The sequence below is a fragment of the Psychrobacter okhotskensis genome (genome assembly GCF_013248965.1).
Lineage (GTDB): Bacteria > Pseudomonadota > Gammaproteobacteria > Pseudomonadales > Moraxellaceae > Psychrobacter > Psychrobacter okhotskensis.
In genome coordinates this window covers 85,420-103,349 of the sequence record NZ_JABRVQ010000007.1, presented here as the reverse complement: position 1 = coordinate 103,349, position 17,930 = coordinate 85,420, and the positions used below count along the sequence as shown (strand labels likewise).

Below are 17,930 nucleotides of genomic sequence, written 5' to 3'. Positions count from 1 at the left end.
GGTATTAAACAATGGAATGAAAGGAAGTATTAAAATGGCAAAACCCAATCCAAGATTGCTTGAAGTCATTCAGACCAAATACATCACGCCACATATGTGCCGCGTCACATTTGGCGGTGCTGAACTGACTGATTTTCCAGCAGATCAAGAAAGTGCTTATATCAAGCTGATGTTTTCTCAAGGCGATGACACTCGACCATTGATGCGCACCTATACTGTCAGCGCCCAGCGTGATAATGAGATAGATGTCGATTTTGCGCTGCATGAGACAGAAGGCCCTGCTTCAACATGGGCACGTAACGCCCAAGTGGGTGAGCAAATATGGGTAGGCGGCCCTGGACCAAAGAAGCTGATTAATAATGAGGCAGAGTGGTTTTTATTGATCGGTGACATGACAGCGCTGCCGGCGATTACCGTCAATCTTGCCCAACTACCTGCGGACGCACGCGGCTATGCAGTCCTTGAGGTGAGCACTGAAGCAGATAAGCAACTACTTAAAAAACCAGACAACGTTGACATTCATTGGGTAATAAACGCACATCCAAATGCAGAAAGCAGCCCATTACTTGAACATACTAAAACGCTTACTTGGCTAGCAGGGCAACCTGCGGTCTGGGCGGCATGTGAATTCCATAGTATGCGCGCCCTACGTCAATACTTTAAAGTAGAGCGTCCAATACCAAAAACGCATTTATACATATCCAGCTACTGGAAAGTCGATAGCACAGAAGATCAGCATAAAATTGTGAAACGCAATGATGCCGAAAGTCTAGAATAAAGCACGTTAAATAAAAAAAGTCCGCTTATTTGCGGACTTTTTCATAAAAAATATGATTAAGCAAGCAAGACATCACCATGCTCATCACGTAAGTTATTTTTCATCATTTTCCCTGCGCCGTTGAGCACGATATTATCGACAAAGACGACTTTGTCAGGTATTTGCCAACTGGCCACTTTACCTTGGTAGAACTCAAGAATTTGCGCTTCATCGACTGCCGAATCCGCTTCTTTGACGACAATCAACACTGGACGCTCGCCCCATTGCTTATGGGTCGCTGCAATCGCTGCGGCCATCTTAACCTCTGGGTGCTCCACAGCGATGTTTTCTAGTTCCACAGAAGATATCCACTCGCCTCCTGATTTGATCAAATCTTTTGAGCGGTCACGGATATTCATATAACCATCGCCATCAATCGTAGCGATATCACCGGTATCAAACCAGCCATCGGCAGTGATGGCATCTTTATTTTCAGTGAAATAATCATCAATGACCCAATGCCCGCGAATCTGCAAGCGCCCTTGTGACTCACCATCTTCAGCAACTGGCTGGTCTTTTTGTTCCGTATCCATCAGACGTATCTTGACACCATAAGGAGGGCGACCTTGCGATTTACGCAGCTCGTTAATCTCTTCTTTACTGAGTGATTTGTGCTTGGCTTTTATCTGATTCATCGTGCCAAGTGGACTGGTCTCGGTCATGCCCCAACCATGTATCGCATCACAATTAAAGTCTTCTCTAAAGGTTTTGATGACTGATGGCGGACATGCTGCACCGCCGACGATCGTACGCGTCATACTGTCCAGCTTACTGCCTCTGTTTTTGGCAGCGGTTAGCAAACTTTGCCAAATAGTTGGCACGCCCAAAGCCACCGTCACTTTATAGTCATCAATGACAGACACCAAGCTGTCTCCATCAAGATTGGGGCCAGGCAGTATCAAAGAGCAGCCCGTCAGAGCAGCGGCATAAGGTGTGCCCCACGCGTTGACATGGAACATCGGCACGACTGGTAGCAAGACATCTTGGGCAGATAACGAGGACACATCCGGCATACACAAAGCCATCGCATGCAGGACTGAGGAGCGATGAGAGTACAAGATGCCTTTGGGATTGCCTGTCGTCCCTGAGGTATAACAGAGTGAGCTTGCCAGCTTTTCATCAAACTGCGGCCAGTCAAAATCAGGGCTATTATCTGCCAACAATTCATCAAAGAACAGAGCATTCGGCAACTGCTCTAAGACTTTTTCGTCCCTATCGCCCAAGTAAATAAAATGCTTAATGCCTTTGATATGCTCTTTAATGGCGCTAATCAGCGGCAAAAAAGTAATGTCGAAGAACAAAGCCTGATCATCTGCATCGTTAATGATATAGGCAAGCTGTTCGGGGAATAGACGGGGATTGATAGTATGGCAAATCATACCGCTACCCGATATTGCGTACCACGCTTCTAGGTGACGGCGATTGTTCCATGCCAAGGTTGCGATGCGCTCTGATAGCTTCAGACCCAGTGCTTGTAGTGCATTTGCCAAACGTTTTGAGTTGTTGGAGACAGTCAGCCAATCACTCTTGGTCATCTCGCCATTAACTTCTTTTGACAAGATAGCGGTATCACCATGATATTGGGCGGCGTGCTCAATGAGGCTGCTAATCAGCAGCGGCTGATACATCATTTTTCCTAGCATCTGAATATCCTTATATTGATTTTAGTGCTCGTCCGTGGGCATATTTTATATATGGAGCATTATCAGTATACGCAAATCTGAACGGTTAAAAAGATTTTAATTTACTCAAATAGTAATAAAGAATGCAAGCATCTCTATCATATAGCGTAAGCTTTAAAACGCTTAGCAACATGTAGTTTTCTACCACATGTCAGCACAGAAAATGTCCATTGTATTCATAATTTATAGGTTAACGTCTCTCAGCTATTGCGCCAAACACACTATCAATAGCCTGTACCGTTTGCTCTATCTCTGCTGTCGTCAATGTTGGATGAACCAAAAACATCAAGCTGGTCTCACCCAATTGCTTTGCCACTGGCAATCTAGACGCTGGGCGTAACCCTGTATGATCAAAGGCTTTTTCTAAATAGACCTCTGAAGCTGAGCCAGAGAAGCAAGGCACACCTTGATCATTGATCTCCTGAATAATACGGTCGCGTGACCAACCATCAGGTAGATTCTCTGGCCGTACATAGACGTAGAGTTTATAGTACGCATGTTTAGAGTCTGAAAACTGGGCAGACGTCTCTAATCTTGGTACCGACAGATAGCCTTTTGCTTCCCAACCAGCGCATGCATCTAATATCGCTTGGGCATTGGCAGTACGCTTGGCGGTCCAATCACCCATTCTGTCTAACTGAATACGCCCGATCACGCCTTGCATCTCGGTCATACGCCAGTTAGTACCGAAGCTCTCATGCAACCAACGATAGCCTGGTGGATGCTCTGTTTCATAGACAGCCGCATAGCTCTTGCCATGGTCCTTATACGCCCACATTTTGCGCCATAGCTGCTCGTCATTGGTCGTGACCATACCGCCCTCACCGCCCGTGGTCATGATCTTGTCTTGGCAAAAGCTCCACGCCCCGATATGCCCGATACTGCCGACACTCCGACCTTTGTAGGTCGCGCCATGTGCCTGCGCGCAGTCCTCTATCACGTATAGATTATGCTTATCCGCCAGCGCCATGATGCCATCCATATCACAAGGCCAGCCTGCCAAATGTACGCACACAATACCTTTGGTCTTATCCGTCAATACCGCCGCGATCGACTCAGGTGTGATATTACCCGTTGCTTCATCGACATCAGCAAAGACAGGCGTCGCTCCAGCATTAATGACCGATGAGATACTGGCAATAAAGGTACGCGGGGTGACGATGACTTCATCGCCTGCACCAATCTCTAGCGCTTGTAAGGCAACGTCTAATGCTAAGGTACCATTACCCAGCGCAATCGCATACTCACTGTCTGACCAGTCCGCAAACTCTTGCTCAAACTGACGACACTCTTGCCCTGTCCAGTAGTTGACCTTATTGGATAACAATACTTGGCTGACGGCATCGGCCTCTTGTTGCGTAAAACTGGGCCAAGGTGAAAACGGAGTGTTTAGCATATATGCCTCAAAGGTTATTCGTCATAACGGCTGATAAACAGCGACTAACGGATTATAAAATAACTATGTTTTATGTAGTGGCCTAGCAGGGTTACCTACTACCACGGCTCCAGCAGGAACATCTTTGGTCACTACTGCGCCCATACCAACAACCGCACCTTTACCTATAATTAAAGGTTTTTCAGGCGTGCCTTGCTTGATAATAGCACCTGCACCAATGTAAGCATGGTCATGAATATGAACATTGCCATTACAGCCAGCTTGAGGTGCAAAAGTAACATAATCACCGATTGTACAATCATGAGCAATATAACTATGAATATTAGCGTGAAATTGTTTACCAATTTTGATATTCGACGTCAAATGTGTAAAGTGACATAATATAGCCCCTTCACCAATCTCAACACTATCTAATACCACAGAGTTAGATGCTTTTACAGATAGAATTATCACGTTGTCTTGGCTGCATTTAGTTTCTAGAACTTCTCGCACTTTACTATCTGCAATTGCGAAAACTACCGATTTATCTGTGTGTGGTAACTCTAAATACTCTTTATAGTTATAAATTGAATAACCATTAAGCTCACTTTCTTGCGAACCATCATCTACAAAACAAAGTTGAGCAGCTACATACTGTTCACGGACTAAAGGTAATACTTCTCGACCAAATCCACTTGCACCATAAATACCAATTAATTTCTGCATACTGATTACTTGTTTCCTGTGAACTTATTCATGGTGGCTTCGCCATCAGCACTAATACCGTCTTTAATCAGCACTTTTTTGACTGTTTTAAATAGTATCTTAATATCTAACCATAATGACTGGTTGTCCACGTACCACGTATCTAGTTTGAACTTTTCATCCCAACCGATAGCATTACGCCCGTTGACTTGAGCATGACCTGTGATACCTGGGCGTGCATCATGACGTCTAGCTTGCTCGTCACTATATAATGGCAAATACTCCATCAATAATGGACGCGGACCGACAAGACTCATGTCACCCTTAACTACGTTCCATAGCTCGGGCAGTTCATCGAGACTACTATTGCGCAATCTCTTACCAAATGATGTGAGACGTTCACTATCCTCTAGAGGATTACCATCTGCATCTGTCGCATCTTTCATCGAGCGAAACTTAATCATTTCAAACGGTTTGCCATTTAGTCCGGGGCGCGTTTGACGAAACAGTACTGGCGAGCCTAGGTTTTTACTGACTTTATAAGCAGTGAGAGCATACACAGGAGATAAAATAACCAATGCAGTTGTAGCGGCTGTGATGTCAAATAGGCGTTTTATCATTGTTGAACCTAATTTAATAAATAAATATTTATTGATTGAGAGTAAATAACAAGTGCTAATGTATTTATTTAAATAATTTATATCTTAATCATTACCAAATAAATCACGCGTAAAGACCTTATCAGCGACATCTTCCAATTCCACTGCTAGTCGATTAGTGAGAATAACATCAGACTCTCGCTTAAAATCTGACAAGTCTTTGATGACACGTGAACCAAAAAACTGTTCATCATCTAGCACCGGCTCATATACAATGACTTCGATTCCTTTGGCTTTTATACGTTTCATTACGCCCTGCATAGCACTGGATCTAAAGTTATCTGAACCGGTTTTCATAATTAGCCGATACACACCCACTATCTTCGGATTTCTCTTTAGTACAGATTCTGCGATAAAATCTTTACGAGTACGATTAGCATCTACAATAGCTCGGATGATGTTATTTGGCACTTGCTGATAGTTAGCTAATAGCTGTTTTGTATCTTTGGGTAGGCAATATCCACCATAACCAAACGAGGGGTTGTTATAATGATTGCCGATGCGAGGGTCTAAACCAACACCTTCAATAATTTGCCTACTGTCTAAGCCTGACGACTCAGCGTAACTATCAAGCTCATTAAAATAAGCCACTCGCATTGCTAGATAAGTATTAGAAAATAATTTAACAGCTTCAGCTTCTGTATTGCCTATGAACAACATATCGACATCTTTCGAGATCGCGCCTTGCAATAATAGCTCAGCAAATTGTCGCGCACGGTCAGAGCTCTCACCTATAATAATACGTGACGGGTGTAAATTATCGTATAGTGCTCTACCTTCACGTAAAAATTCAGGAGAAAAAATCAGGTTTGAAGTGTTGAAAGTTTTTTTGGCTTCTTCTGTATAACCTACAGGTACTGTAGATTTAATAATCATTACAGCTTCAGGATTAATAGCAATTACGGAAGCAATAACAGCTTCAATGCTTTTGGTATCAAAATAATTAGTTTGTGAATCATAATTAGTAGGCGTGGCGATAATTACAAAGTCAACATCACTATAGGCAGCCTTAGCATCTAAAGTCGCTACAAAATTGATTGTATCACTGTCCAAAAAGGACTGAATCTCAGCATCCTCAACGGGTGACTTTCTAGCATTGAGTAGGTCAATTTTTTCTGGGACGATATCTACTGCAACGACTTCATTATGTTGAGCTAAAAGCATAGCATTAGAGAGACCCACATACCCTGTTCCAGCAATAGCAATTTTCATTTAAATACCTCTATAGTCTTTATACCAATTTACAAACTGCTGAATGCCATGCTCAATTTCAGTTTGCGGTTTATAGCCTACCGCTGCCTCTAACCGTGCTGTATCGGCATAGGTACGCTCGACATCACCCGGCTGCATATCCAACATGATTTTTTCTGCCAATTGACCAGTTGCGGTTTCAATAGCAGAAATAAAACGTGATAATTGAATAGGTTCGTTATTTCCGATATTAAATAAACTATAAGGAATCGCATCTGTAGGTATTACGTCTTGAATACGAATGACACCTTCGACTATATCGTCGATATAGGTAAAGTCGCGCATCATTTTGCCATGGTTAAATACCTTAATAGGCTCCCCTTTCAAAATCGCTTCAGTAAACAACCAAGGCGCCATATCTGGACGCCCTGCAGGCCCATAAACGGTAAAAAAACGCAAACCAGTCACTGGCAATCTATAGAGTTTAGCGTAGCTATGTGCCATCAACTCGTTGGATTTTTTAGTAGCTGCATACAGTGATACTGGGTTATCTACTTGATCTTCTTCACTGAAAGGAGTTTTATCGTTCATGCCATAAACAGAACTAGACGAGGCATAAACTAAATGCTGCACTTTATTATGACGACAACCTTCAAGAATAGTCATCATACCCACTAAATTACTATCCACATAAGCAAAAGGATTTTCAATAGAGTAACGCACACCAGCCTGAGCAGCTAAATGAATCACACGATCAAACTCTTCGGCAGCAAATAACGCAGCAATACCTTCACGATTGGCTAAATCTAATTCAGTAAAGGTAAAGTTTTCAAAAGGGGTTAACTGAGCAAGGCGGTACTGCTTAAGTTCAGGTTCATAGTAATCATTAAGGTTATCTAAACCCACAACTTGATGACCTTGCTCTAATAAACGTTTAGTAGTATAAAAACCAATAAAACCGGCAGCACCTGTAACTAAATATTTTATTTTTGAATGATTCGACATTTAAATGCACCTTCTTTAGAGAAGCACAGCTTGAAACTCATTAACGTACAGATATTATACCCATTTCGCTTAGCATATGATGATTGACTTTATGAACATCGTATTTCTGCTCTGCCATTTCACGGGAGCGTTTACCCATTCTGACAATAAGCTCTGGTTGCTTAATAAACTTCAACATAGCCTCTGCTAGTGCGTCTGAGTCTTTAACAGCGATTAAGAAACCATTGTCGCCATCGATTACTGTTTCGCGGCAGCCTGGTGCATCGGTGGTAATAATAGCGCGTCCCATAGACATCGCTTCCAATACTGTTCGAGGCGTGCCTTCGCGATACGAAGGCAAAACATATACCGAACACGCTGCAATAAATGGCTTTACATCGCTCTGCTGACCATAAGCTACTAACACATTATTGTTTACCCAACTATCCAATTCATTTTGGCTTATGGAGTTAGGATTCATATCTGTGCGCCCGACCAAGCCAAATTCAACTTGCGGATATTGCCGCTTTACTATTTGCGCAGCGGCGGCATATTCATGTACACCTTTATCACCAAGCAAACGTGCGATTAATAAGAACGTTGGCTGTTCATAATTAGATACAGGAGTGTTGGGGTATTCATGCACAGGTACTCCTGAACCGTTTACCACAACGGAAGGAATATTGATTGGCAGTAGACCAAGCTGCCTAAACAAGGCTTCATCATCGGGGTTTTGGAAAAAAACTTTATGCGTTTTTGAAAGCGCTGCTTTATATAAAACATGAGCAAGCTTACTCGCTAATTTACGCTTAAGACTCTGCCCATCAATAAAGGTATAGCCCAAGCCAGTAATCAGTGCAAAACGATATGGTACACCTGCCAACGTTGCGGCTAAGTTGCCATAAATAACTGGTTTAATGGTATAACCCAAAAAATAGTCTGGCTTTATCTTTTTCATTAAACGATGCAGCGCAAACAGAGTTTTTAAGTCGGATACTGGATTCATGCCAGTACGCGACAATGGTGCATCGTGGCAAGTTACACCCATAGCAGAGAGTTCGGAAATGATTTTCTTATTGTCAAGTAATTCAGGAGCAGTAGCATGGACCTCAAGCCCTTGAGACACAAGTGCTTGAATTAAAGGTTTGCGGAAGCCTGTAAGAGAGCCAGCAAGACTGGCAAGGATTAGAAATTTCATACGTTATTCAGCCTCGAAAACTTGCACAAACATTGATACCAATTTTTATTTTCATAGGTAGCCAAAAATAATGCTAATAAAACTAATAATTAAACCAAACAGACTAAAATTAAAAAGCAGGACAGCTAAGGCTGCGTATGCGCGTAAGCTGTAAACATCATAACTAAATAATTCTGTGCTCATAAAACCCACTATACTAAAGAGGCTTTAATATTATCAAGCCAATTTAAAATCCGGTCATCCCAAGTGACTGGTTTATCCTCGTACATATCATCATACTGCTTCTTTATCTTAAAAAAGTTAGCTATTGCTAGTCTTGTTGAAGCCGCGTCAGCAAAGTTTACTGTACAACCAACATCGTACCTTTCTACCTCATCCGAATAACCGGCTATATCTTGAGCAAAAATATATTTTTTATGGGCTATATAGTCATAAAGCTTAAGTGGACTACCTGGGCTTATACGGTTGTTTTTTACTGGCAACAAGCACGCGTCAGATGCTGTAATGATTTCACTACAACCAACTTCGTTTAAGGGGCTCACGTTTATGCATAGCCCATTAGAATCATATTCGGCCATACTTCCACCAGCAACAACGATTGTAATATTATCACCATGTCGGTTAAACTCTTGTTGCAGTGAAACAAGATATTCAACACCATGCCATTCCGATACAGAACCAGTAAAAGCTAAGTACCTCTGGTTAGCTTTAAGACCATACTTCTTTCTTGATTGCTCTTTATTTATGGGAGCAGCTGCACCTGTAGAAAAGCCGTTATAGCACACAAGATCAAACGGTTGTGTTCTTTCCTGTTTTTTATAATGCTCATAAACAAAAGGGTGATTAAATATTCTGATATCAGCCAAATCATCTAGTTTGGAATAAAACTTAGTAATCAATACAATGAGCTTTAATCTCAAGCCTTTATGAGGCAATAGGTTTATCTCATTAGAAAAAACACCATGAACTTCACGTGCTGTCCTTATACCCAAAAATTTAGTGACAAACAAAGATAAGTAATTAGATCCACCACGAGCGATCAGCGCATCAGGTCTGTGCTTTAGCAGATAAAGTGCACATTGAACATCCAACGAAATGCCAAAAAAAACTTTATAAAAGTGCCCCGGTTTAGTTAAGTAAAAAGCCTTAAACTGATTAGATTTTCTTTGAAGCGCTTCTATCTTTTGTTTAGTGGCACGATGTTTCCCACCAGTAGGATTGCTTAGGTCAAAGTCACAAAAATAAACAATATGCACTTTATTTCTCACTTACAAACATTGATTGTAGCTTTTAATAATACCATTCAATAACTCTTTAATCTTATATGCTCTTAGTGATAAAGAGTTTCCAGCACTTAAAGCTATAGACTCATTGCTCATTTTACTCAACAACACTTTATCACCACAAAGTATTTCAATTGCTTTGGAAATTTCATCGATATCTTTCGGATTTACCAATATAGCATTGTACTCATTAACCTGCTCTTTTATAGCCTCTATATCAGAGCTTATAATAGGCAAGCCGCATGCCATTGCCTCTGCAACCGCATTACAAGAGCCTTCATTTAAAGTAGGCAGCGCAAATACATCGGCTGAGCTTAACATTTCAGCCACTTCTTCTTGTTTTAAACGCCCTTTAAATAATACTCGATCGCCAGTTGGCTCTTGTTCCCCACTACCAATAAACACTCCAAAAACTTTCTTATCTTTGGGGATTTTCTCAATAGCTTGAAGTAAACGTAATGGGCCTTTTCTTTCTATATAGTGTCCTGTAAAAGCTACAATAAATGCATCATCAGGAATACCAAGTTCCTCGCGCACCATCTGCTTGTCACGCGGGTAGAAAATAGAGGGATTTATCGCATTAGGTATAATTGATATTTTTTGTGGCGATATATCAAATTGCTCTATACAATAACGTTTGTTTTTTTCTGAAACACTGATAATAGCAGAAAACTGTTCCATTGTTTTTTGCATGGCGTTTTTGGTAAAGATATCTTCATGCTTTTCCATACTGGATTCACCTAATGCTACAACCGCAGGTATGGCAAAATCCTTCGCAATGCCTATTGCTGCAGGACCACCGCGATATAAAAAATGAGTATAAACAACATCGGGTTTAAAGTATAAATTCTTTACAATTCGCTCAACTGCCCACTTATAAGTTAGAGCATTCAAGCGGCCTGCTGATAAACCACCTAACCTTATACGATTAGGAAAATCGAAGTATTTTGGCCGGTATACTGTAGCACCTTCAAAACCATAATTTTTCTTACCAGATCGTTCGCACAATACATTGCGTTTAGACCGCCATTGTTGTGGTGCAATAATAGTGATATTGCACCCTAAAGCGATTAACTCCTGAACTAAGCGATAAACAAAGATAGAGTCTGAGGGCGAGAAATTAGAGGGGTAAGAAGTTATAAAAAGAATATTCAACTTAAAGATCCAAAGGTAAATTAATAAAATCGCCTAATTTAAAGTCCCAATCTTTGGGTTTAAACGGCATCATGCCACCACCCTGAAAGAGAGTATATTCACCTATAAATATTTTCTCTTCAATGCAATAAAAGTCGATTCTAACATGAGGCTGATCAGTTGATAACTTACCTGCCAATTCTTTCATCAACTCCCAAGCCAGAGGCTTTTCAATTATATCGCCATATGGCTCATGGCCTGGTCGAATTATGTCTAATTTCTTGAAATTCATATCGAAGAAATAGAAAGGGGTGTGCTCAGATGAGCGTCCTAATGAAATATACATAACTTTGGGAACACCATTAAAACAATAAAACTTGAAGTCCCAAAGATCTCCCTTTTCACTATCAACTAGAAGCTCTTCAGCCATAATTCTTGGCTTAACATATTTATACGGCCACTCTCTAAACCGGTAGTACAAGTTACTTTTTAGATGTTTATTAAGTTTTTTCTGTGCAGCCTCAAAATCAAATTCTTTTTTGTTTTTACAAATAACAACACCACCTTGATCATGTGTCGTCTTTAATACAAATTGATCAGGTAATTTACTCCACTCTATTTGCTCAAAGGTATCCCAGACACTATATGTTTCAGGCAAATATTGCTCACCGACAATACCTTTAGCCCATTCTTTATAACCTTGCTTATCTACGCGCTGTGGCAAGTTTTCATCGTAGTAATTAAGCTTTAACCACTGAAGTTTTTCATTAAAAGTTCTTGGGGTTTTTAAATTAAGTGAATACCCTGTTTTTAATCGAAACAAAACCTTTAAATAGATCTTGTTAGGAATAACTGGTGACAGTGTATAAAGAAGTTTTACCGCCGCTCTGTCACGCTTTTTAATTAGTTTTAGAAACATATTTACCTCTACCACCTGTATATCCAATACCAATGATTGCTAGTAATACCCAACAGTACTTAAGTGTTAGCCCTCCTCCTGACTTTGACATAATAAAAATCACACAAATCAACAAAGCCAGATCTAGTGCTATCCTATCTTTATTTGGATATTTTTTTACTAACTTAAACATATAAAAAAAGAATATTAAAAAAGCAAAAAAAGCAAAAATACCGCCAAACAGAAAGACATCTATAAACACATTATGTGCTGTATCTTGAGGGATATTCAGCTGTAAAAAATATTTACTAGTATTGTGTTGCCCACCCAGACCAAAAACCATATGTTCGTTGATAATACTTAGCCCCGCCTTCCAAAGAGCAAAACGACCAGATGCTTCGCCATCAAAGAGCCCTGATATTTTTGTGGCAATTGTTTCATTTCCACTAAGTATAAAATATGTCAAAAAAATTAACAGTGGGGTACCAAGCAATAAATAATATGGGGCTTTGTAAAATTGTAACCAGCGCTGATAAAATAAAAAGCCCACTCCTAAAAATAATGCTATAAAACCACCAGCAGATCCCGAGAACATAATCAATATAGGATAAGCCATTAATGGTATGCTCAAAAATAACCAAAACTTGTTCTCTTTAATTTTAATTATAAGGAAATACAAACACAATACGAATGATATTGCTGCTAGACCTCCCAATGTATTTGGATTTAACCCCATGAACCATACTCGCCTGACATTTTCTAACGCTTCTACGTCTTCAAGTTCACGACCTGATTGAATGCCGATACCTAAATTTATTAATATAAAAATCAAAAAAACACCTGTGCAAAAACTAAGCAGTAGCATTTCTTTATTTTTTTCTGCCTTACCAACATCAAGCCGAATGAAAACGAATAGAATAATAGTTTGAAGAAAAGTAAGATTCATACTAATTAAGGCAGAATTTCCTTTAATGTGAGTAACAATCTCTCCTAATAAAATAAACCACCAAACGAATAGTAGAAAAATAGCTGGCCTTAACGAAACTTTATTTTCGAATTTAATATTAAACTTTTTTGAAAAAATATTAAGCATTGAAAAAGTAACATAAAGAATAGCAAGTAATCTTGGTAAGGTCATACCATTATAAACATTTACCTTATCCCAATACTCAAAACCAAGAGAGCAAACAAAAAGATATAGAAAAGTTAAGGTTATTTTTTCTGGTATGCTTCTCATAACTTTATTTCTTATATGCTTTATTTAAAGATAGCTTTAAAGTGGCACAAGATAAGTCACGATGAGCCTCACACCTCATAAAATTTAGGCTTTTTTTCCAACCTTGAACTTTTGAAAACTGTATAGGTGAGCGTCTTAAAACGCCTCGTATAATACGATTTTCAATAAAACTAAGAATACTCCAAACTGATGAGTAACTATCTGATTTTTCATTTACATATTCAATCCAACTTGTTTTTAGTTTACTACTATCAGAAATTATTTCGCTATAAGCTTCAATTCGACTTAAGACTTTTATTTTACTTTCACCCTCACTTAAAGCAAGCTTAAAACTTGTCTCCTCCATAGAAACAGAATGTAAGTTAGTTTTTAATTCGTTATTTAATAACTCAACCTCTAAAATAAGACCCTGATACCAATCAGAATGTGGGCTTTGCTTAGTAAATAAAAAATTACCTAAACTATAGTAAATTATTTTACCGTTATATTCTTCATAGCCACTAATACAGTGAGTATGGTGCCCAACAACTAAATCAGCACCTTCATCTATGTAAAAACGATATTGCTCTTGCATCCTTGGGCTTGGCAAGTTGTAATACTCATGTCCGCCATGCACCACTACAAACACAAAATCATACTTTTGTTTTGCTTGTTGAATTTTACGCATATCTTTAATTAAATTCATGCCATTAGCACCAGCACTTCCGTGGCCAGCACTAGCCCATTCATTTTCCGCGATATTAACAATCGCTACTGAGCCCTCTGGTGTGTTTAGTACAAATGTTTCCGAAGCATCTTCAAGATTTCTGCCCGCACCCATAGTTTTAATAGCGTTTTGGTGGCAAAAATCTATAGTATCTAACACACCTTCTTCGTCGTAATCTTTAATATGATTATTAGCAAGCGCAGCTACATGTATGTTTAATTTCTTAAAAACATCAAAGGTACTTGCTTTATTAGACTTCAAATGTGGCCCTAATTTTAAAATTTTTGCTTCACTATCAGTAACAGGTGCTTCTAAGTTAACTATATTGCAGTCGGACTTCGCAAATAAGTTGATAAGCTCTTGCTCAATATTATCTAATGCGCTGTAGCTTTGATTGACGACTAAATCACCAGTAATTAGGAACTTCATATTGATATATACTCTTTTAAGTCAAGACGATTGATTGTTTTTCAATTTTTTTTGCTTTGTACATCATGCTGAGTCCTTGAATTCCATGTACTAATATTGCAGTAATAGCTGCGCCTATAAAATCAAAGAAATAAATCAAAGGAAATGATAATGTAAAGCCTATAAATGAGGTAACTAACATGATATTTCGTGCCTCTTTTTCATAACCTCTAACTATTAAATAGTTTATCCCATAAATATTTCTCAAAGATAGAAATAAGATAGAGAATGAACTTATTTGTAGTGCTATTACGGCAGGATAAAATTCAGGTGTGTAAAATAGTTTAATTAGTATAGGTGCCGCTAAAAATAAGACTAAAAAAAACAAGGCTGCAATCGAGAAGTTTATCTTCACATAAGTATTATGTTTGTCTGACCTTCTTGATAAAAAAGGAAAAAATACGCGCGATACAATTTGTAAAAACTTCTCACTTATGGATAAAAACCTACGTCCAGCATCTAGCAACCCTACAGAGGCATTACCACCCCAAAAACTCAATAAAATAGTAGAAAACCCATAGTAAAAATTGGGGACTATGTTGTTTATAAAAACATCTGTGCTGTTTTTTATTGTGTTAAAAACACTGCTGCGGTTTGGACGAATGAGCTTTACCTTCCACTTCACTATTATTATATACATAGCAAATATTCCAGATACTACAGAGCCCAGAGAGATAAATAATGGCTGTAAAATAAAATCAGATTTTTCTTTGATAAAGATAAAAACTAATAATGTAAATAATATTTTGGATATTAAATTAAAGATAGTTATATATTTCATTCTCTCCATTGCTTGAAAAAACCAATCCGGAAAGAAAATATTCCCCGGCACCATTAAAAATGTAATTAGCAAAATCGCTTGATTTTCTCTCAAATAAGGAATTGTAATAATTAGCCCCATAAGCAAGAAAAATGAGCAAAACATTAAAAGTATTTTTGACCAAAGAACATTAGAGAAAATCTCTGATACTCTGTTTGGGTTATCTCTATTTTGAGCTACATCACGTGTAGCTGTGTAGTTAAAGCCCCAATCTGTAATCGTTTGAAACCACACAACGACTGCTGCTGCAAAAGCAATTTTACCAAAGCCTTCTACACCAATAACTCGTGCTAAATAGGGAATAGTAATTAGAGGAAATACATAACCGGCTATTTGCAAAAGCATTAAGTAGCCGAAATTACTAGCTAGAGCGCTACCATCTTTACTTTTTTGGAGACGATTTTTTAGTTTTTTTATTTTACTTATCATTCTACTCAAAAAACCTTTTATACCAAGGCATCGCTTTCTCAATCCCTTGAATGATATCAAATTGTGGCTCATAGCCTAACGCATTCTGTATTTTGCTAATATCAGCCTGACTATGACGCACATCCCCTGCTCTAAAATCTCGATAGACCGGGGCTTGAGTATAGCTAACGCCATTAGCTTCTAAATGCTCTTTCAATGCTGAAAACAGCGTATTAAGAGTGGTACGGCCACCCACAGCTACATTGTATACTTGGTTCTTGGCTTCTTCAGTAGCAGTCGCTGCCAAGATATTAGCCTGCACCGCATTTTCAATAAAATTGAAGTCGCGACTGGTATCGCCATCACCATTGATAAATACCTCATTACCTGCGATCATAGCAGCCGTCCACTTTGGGATTACCGCTGCGTATGCGCCATCAGGTGTTTGTCGTTTACCAAAGATATTGAAATAACGCAAACCGATCGTCTTAAAGCCATAAGTACGAGCAAATACATCTGCATACAGCTCGTTGACATATTTAGTCACCGCATAGGGTGATAACGGATTACCAATAGCATCCTCGACTTTTGGTAATGCTGGATGATCGCCATACGTTGAGCTACTCGCCGCATAGGTAAAGCTAGCTACCTGAGCATCGCGAGCAGCCACTAGCATATTCAAGAAGCCTGAAATATTAGTGTGATTGGTGTTGATTGGATCAGCAATAGAGCGCGGTACTGAGCCGAGCGCCGCTTGATGCAGCACATAATCAGCACCTGCGCATGCTTGCTCGCAATCGGCTAGCTCACAGATATCACCCTCTATAAAGGTAAAGTTCTGCCACTGATCTTTGCTTACCAAACCCTGTACTTCATCTAGATTATGCTGAAAACCCGTCGCGAAGTTATCTAGACCGACTACTTTTTGATTTAGTAACAATAGCTCTTCTAGTAAATTAGAGCCAATGAATCCTGCTACCCCAGTAATCAACCATGTTTTTGGCTCGTTAATTAGTACTTTTTGAACTTTTTCATATGCAGTTGACGTCATAACCATTACTTTCCGTATTTTTTATAGATTTATAGGCGGATATCAGTGTCTTCTTTAGTGAAAACATACTTTAAATCGTAGAGAACATGATTACTTTTACCGAATGCTCTAATGCTCTCTATACCCATCTCTACAAACTGCTGATGAGCAACTGCTAAAATAATACCGTCATATTGATGTGATGATGGTTGAGAGATAGGCGTGATATCGTATTCTCGCTGAGCCTCATTCGCATCTATCCAAGGATCATAAACATCGACCTCGATGTTATATTCTTGTAGCTCATGGACAATATCGATGATCTTAGTATTACGCACGTCGGGACAGTTTTCTTTGAAACTTAATCCCAAGATTAAAACCTTGGCACCCTCTACTTGTATGCGCTTTTTAATCATGGTCTTAACCAATTGGGTGACGACATACTCACTCATACTGTCATTTAAACGTCGACCCGCTAATATAATCTCAGGATTGTAGCCGATAGCCTGTGCCTTATGAGTTAAATAATAAGGGTCAACACCGATACAGTGTCCACCGACCAAACCCGGACGGAACGGTAAAAAGTTCCACTTAGTACCTGCCGCCGTGAGCACCGCTTCGGTATCTATGTTCATTTTATTAAAAATAACTGCCAGCTCATTAATCAAGGCAATATTGACATCTCGTTGGGTATTCTCGATGACCTTTGCAGCTTCTGCGACTTTAATACTTGGTGCTTTATGAGTGCCGGCGGTGATGATTAAGTTATATACCTGATCGACGAAGCTAGCGACTTCAGGGGTAGAGCCTGCCGTAACCTTTAAAATATTGGTCACGCGATGCTCTTTATCACCTGGATTGATACGCTCTGGACTGTAGCCCGCATAGAAATCTTGGTTGAAGGTTAATCCAGATACTTTTTCTAATACTGGGATACAGACTTCTTCGGTCGCGCCAGGATAGACTGTCGACTCATAAACGACGATGTCGTCTTTTTTTAGTAATGTACCAATCGCCTTTGAGGCATTGATCAATGGTGTCAAATCAGGCTGCTTAAAGTCATCGATGGGTGTGGGTACTGTTACGATAAAGAAATTACAGTCTTTCAGCACTTGAATGTCTGAGCTGTAGCGCAAATGTGTCGCTTCAGCTAATTCTTCGTCACTAACCTCTAAAGTATGATCGCTACCCGCTATCAAAGCAGCAATACGACTGGCATTGATATCAAAACCCACGACCGAATGCTGCTTGCCAAACTCAACCGCTAAAGGCAATCCTACATACCCAAGACCAATAACGGCGATTCTTATATTATTGATGTCCATCATCTTTCCT

16 protein-coding genes are annotated in these 17,930 nt (G+C 39.5%); 1 reads left to right on the top strand and 15 read right to left on the bottom strand.

Translation table 11 applies throughout. The annotated features are described in order from the left end of the window. Positions 1 to 34 precede the first annotated feature (34 nt). Positions 35 to 778: a siderophore-interacting protein gene (locus HQR03_RS05385; RefSeq protein WP_025653139.1), complete on the top strand. Its 744-nt coding sequence runs from the start codon at positions 35 to 37 to the stop codon at positions 776 to 778. 56 nt (positions 779 to 834) lie between these two features. Here the strand turns inward: HQR03_RS05385 and HQR03_RS05380 are convergent, their stop codons facing one another. The 15 genes from HQR03_RS05380 to tviB form a co-directional block, all read right to left on the bottom strand. Then, positions 835 to 2,460 (bottom strand): long-chain-fatty-acid--CoA ligase, encoded by a 1,626-nt coding sequence (locus HQR03_RS05380; RefSeq protein ID WP_173239437.1) that lies wholly within the window; start codon positions 2,458 to 2,460, stop codon positions 835 to 837. Positions 2,461 to 2,689: 229 nt separating this feature from the next. Next, positions 2,690 to 3,895, bottom strand: a complete 1,206-nt coding sequence (locus tag HQR03_RS05375) for a DegT/DnrJ/EryC1/StrS family aminotransferase (protein WP_173239436.1) — start codon at positions 3,893 to 3,895, stop codon at positions 2,690 to 2,692. A gap of 63 nt (positions 3,896 to 3,958) precedes the next feature. After that, positions 3,959 to 4,600, bottom strand: coding sequence for an acetyltransferase (locus HQR03_RS05370; RefSeq protein WP_173239435.1), 642 nt, complete (start codon positions 4,598 to 4,600; stop codon positions 3,959 to 3,961). Between the two features lie 5 nt (positions 4,601 to 4,605). Beyond that, positions 4,606 to 5,199: a sugar transferase gene (locus HQR03_RS05365; protein ID WP_173239434.1), complete on the bottom strand. Its 594-nt coding sequence runs from the start codon at positions 5,197 to 5,199 to the stop codon at positions 4,606 to 4,608. An 84-nt stretch (positions 5,200 to 5,283) separates the two neighbouring features. Further along, complete coding sequence (locus tag HQR03_RS05360) at positions 5,284 to 6,450, bottom strand: nucleotide sugar dehydrogenase (protein ID WP_173239433.1); 1,167 nt, start codon at positions 6,448 to 6,450, stop codon at positions 5,284 to 5,286. Beyond that, on the bottom strand, positions 6,451 to 7,416 hold the full coding sequence (locus HQR03_RS05355) for an NAD-dependent epimerase (RefSeq protein ID WP_336217809.1): 966 nt from the start codon (positions 7,414 to 7,416) through the stop codon (positions 6,451 to 6,453). It abuts the gene before it with no gap. A 58-nt stretch (positions 7,417 to 7,474) separates the two neighbouring features. Continuing rightward, entirely contained in the window at positions 7,475 to 8,611 is a 1,137-nt protein-coding gene (locus HQR03_RS05350; RefSeq protein WP_173239431.1) for a glycosyltransferase family 4 protein, read from the bottom strand. A 191-nt stretch (positions 8,612 to 8,802) separates the two neighbouring features. After that, the gene (locus HQR03_RS05345) at positions 8,803 to 9,879 is read right to left on the bottom strand and encodes a glycosyltransferase (protein WP_173239430.1); all 1,077 of its coding nucleotides are present in this window, start codon (positions 9,877 to 9,879) and stop codon (positions 8,803 to 8,805) included. Further along, the gene (locus tag HQR03_RS05340) at positions 9,880 to 11,049 is read right to left on the bottom strand and encodes a glycosyltransferase (protein WP_173239429.1); all 1,170 of its coding nucleotides are present in this window, start codon (positions 11,047 to 11,049) and stop codon (positions 9,880 to 9,882) included. Position 11,050: 1 nt separating this feature from the next. Then, positions 11,051 to 11,947, bottom strand: a complete 897-nt coding sequence (locus HQR03_RS05335) for an ATP-grasp fold amidoligase family protein (protein ID WP_173239428.1) — start codon at positions 11,945 to 11,947, stop codon at positions 11,051 to 11,053. Beyond that, on the bottom strand, positions 11,928 to 13,163 hold the full coding sequence (locus tag HQR03_RS05330; RefSeq protein WP_173239427.1) for an O-antigen ligase family protein: 1,236 nt from the start codon (positions 13,161 to 13,163) through the stop codon (positions 11,928 to 11,930). The genes HQR03_RS05335 and HQR03_RS05330 overlap by 20 nt, the downstream gene beginning before the upstream one ends. A 4-nt stretch (positions 13,164 to 13,167) precedes the next feature. Continuing rightward, positions 13,168 to 14,298: a CapA family protein gene (locus HQR03_RS05325; RefSeq protein ID WP_173239426.1), complete on the bottom strand. Its 1,131-nt coding sequence runs from the start codon at positions 14,296 to 14,298 to the stop codon at positions 13,168 to 13,170. 16 nt (positions 14,299 to 14,314) lie between these two features. After that, positions 14,315 to 15,586: a flippase gene (locus HQR03_RS05320; protein WP_173239425.1), complete on the bottom strand. Its 1,272-nt coding sequence runs from the start codon at positions 15,584 to 15,586 to the stop codon at positions 14,315 to 14,317. A gap of 1 nt (position 15,587) precedes the next feature. Further along, positions 15,588 to 16,622, bottom strand: coding sequence for an NAD-dependent epimerase/dehydratase family protein (locus tag HQR03_RS05315; RefSeq protein WP_173239424.1), 1,035 nt, complete (start codon positions 16,620 to 16,622; stop codon positions 15,588 to 15,590). Between the two features lie 23 nt (positions 16,623 to 16,645). Further along, on the bottom strand, positions 16,646 to 17,923 hold the full coding sequence (gene tviB, locus HQR03_RS05310) for a Vi polysaccharide biosynthesis UDP-N-acetylglucosamine C-6 dehydrogenase TviB (RefSeq protein ID WP_173239423.1): 1,278 nt from the start codon (positions 17,921 to 17,923) through the stop codon (positions 16,646 to 16,648). Positions 17,924 to 17,930 lie beyond the last annotated feature (7 nt).

What these genes read in the sequence shown, in the direction of transcription:
- HQR03_RS05330 (WP_173239427.1), bottom strand. Translation starts at nt 13,163, where the DNA reads ATGAGAAGCATACCAGAAAAAATAACCTTAACTTTTCTATATCTTTTT.
- HQR03_RS05350 (WP_173239431.1), bottom strand. Translation starts at nt 8,611, where the DNA reads ATGAAATTTCTAATCCTTGCCAGTCTTGCTGGCTCTCTTACAGGCTTC.
- HQR03_RS05315 (WP_173239424.1), bottom strand. Translation starts at nt 16,622, where the DNA reads ATGGTTATGACGTCAACTGCATATGAAAAAGTTCAAAAAGTACTAATT.
- HQR03_RS05320 (WP_173239425.1), bottom strand. Translation starts at nt 15,586, where the DNA reads ATGATAAGTAAAATAAAAAAACTAAAAAATCGTCTCCAAAAAAGTAAA.
- HQR03_RS05380 (WP_173239437.1), bottom strand. Translation starts at nt 2,460, where the DNA reads ATGCTAGGAAAAATGATGTATCAGCCGCTGCTGATTAGCAGCCTCATT.
- HQR03_RS05385 (WP_025653139.1), top strand. Translation starts at nt 35, where the DNA reads ATGGCAAAACCCAATCCAAGATTGCTTGAAGTCATTCAGACCAAATAC.
- HQR03_RS05335 (WP_173239428.1), bottom strand. Translation starts at nt 11,947, where the DNA reads ATGTTTCTAAAACTAATTAAAAAGCGTGACAGAGCGGCGGTAAAACTT.
- HQR03_RS05375 (WP_173239436.1), bottom strand. Translation starts at nt 3,895, where the DNA reads ATGCTAAACACTCCGTTTTCACCTTGGCCCAGTTTTACGCAACAAGAG.
- HQR03_RS05360 (WP_173239433.1), bottom strand. Translation starts at nt 6,450, where the DNA reads ATGAAAATTGCTATTGCTGGAACAGGGTATGTGGGTCTCTCTAATGCT.
- tviB (WP_173239423.1), bottom strand. Translation starts at nt 17,923, where the DNA reads ATGATGGACATCAATAATATAAGAATCGCCGTTATTGGTCTTGGGTAT.
- HQR03_RS05365 (WP_173239434.1), bottom strand. Translation starts at nt 5,199, where the DNA reads ATGATAAAACGCCTATTTGACATCACAGCCGCTACAACTGCATTGGTT.
- HQR03_RS05325 (WP_173239426.1), bottom strand. Translation starts at nt 14,298, where the DNA reads ATGAAGTTCCTAATTACTGGTGATTTAGTCGTCAATCAAAGCTACAGC.
- HQR03_RS05370 (WP_173239435.1), bottom strand. Translation starts at nt 4,600, where the DNA reads ATGCAGAAATTAATTGGTATTTATGGTGCAAGTGGATTTGGTCGAGAA.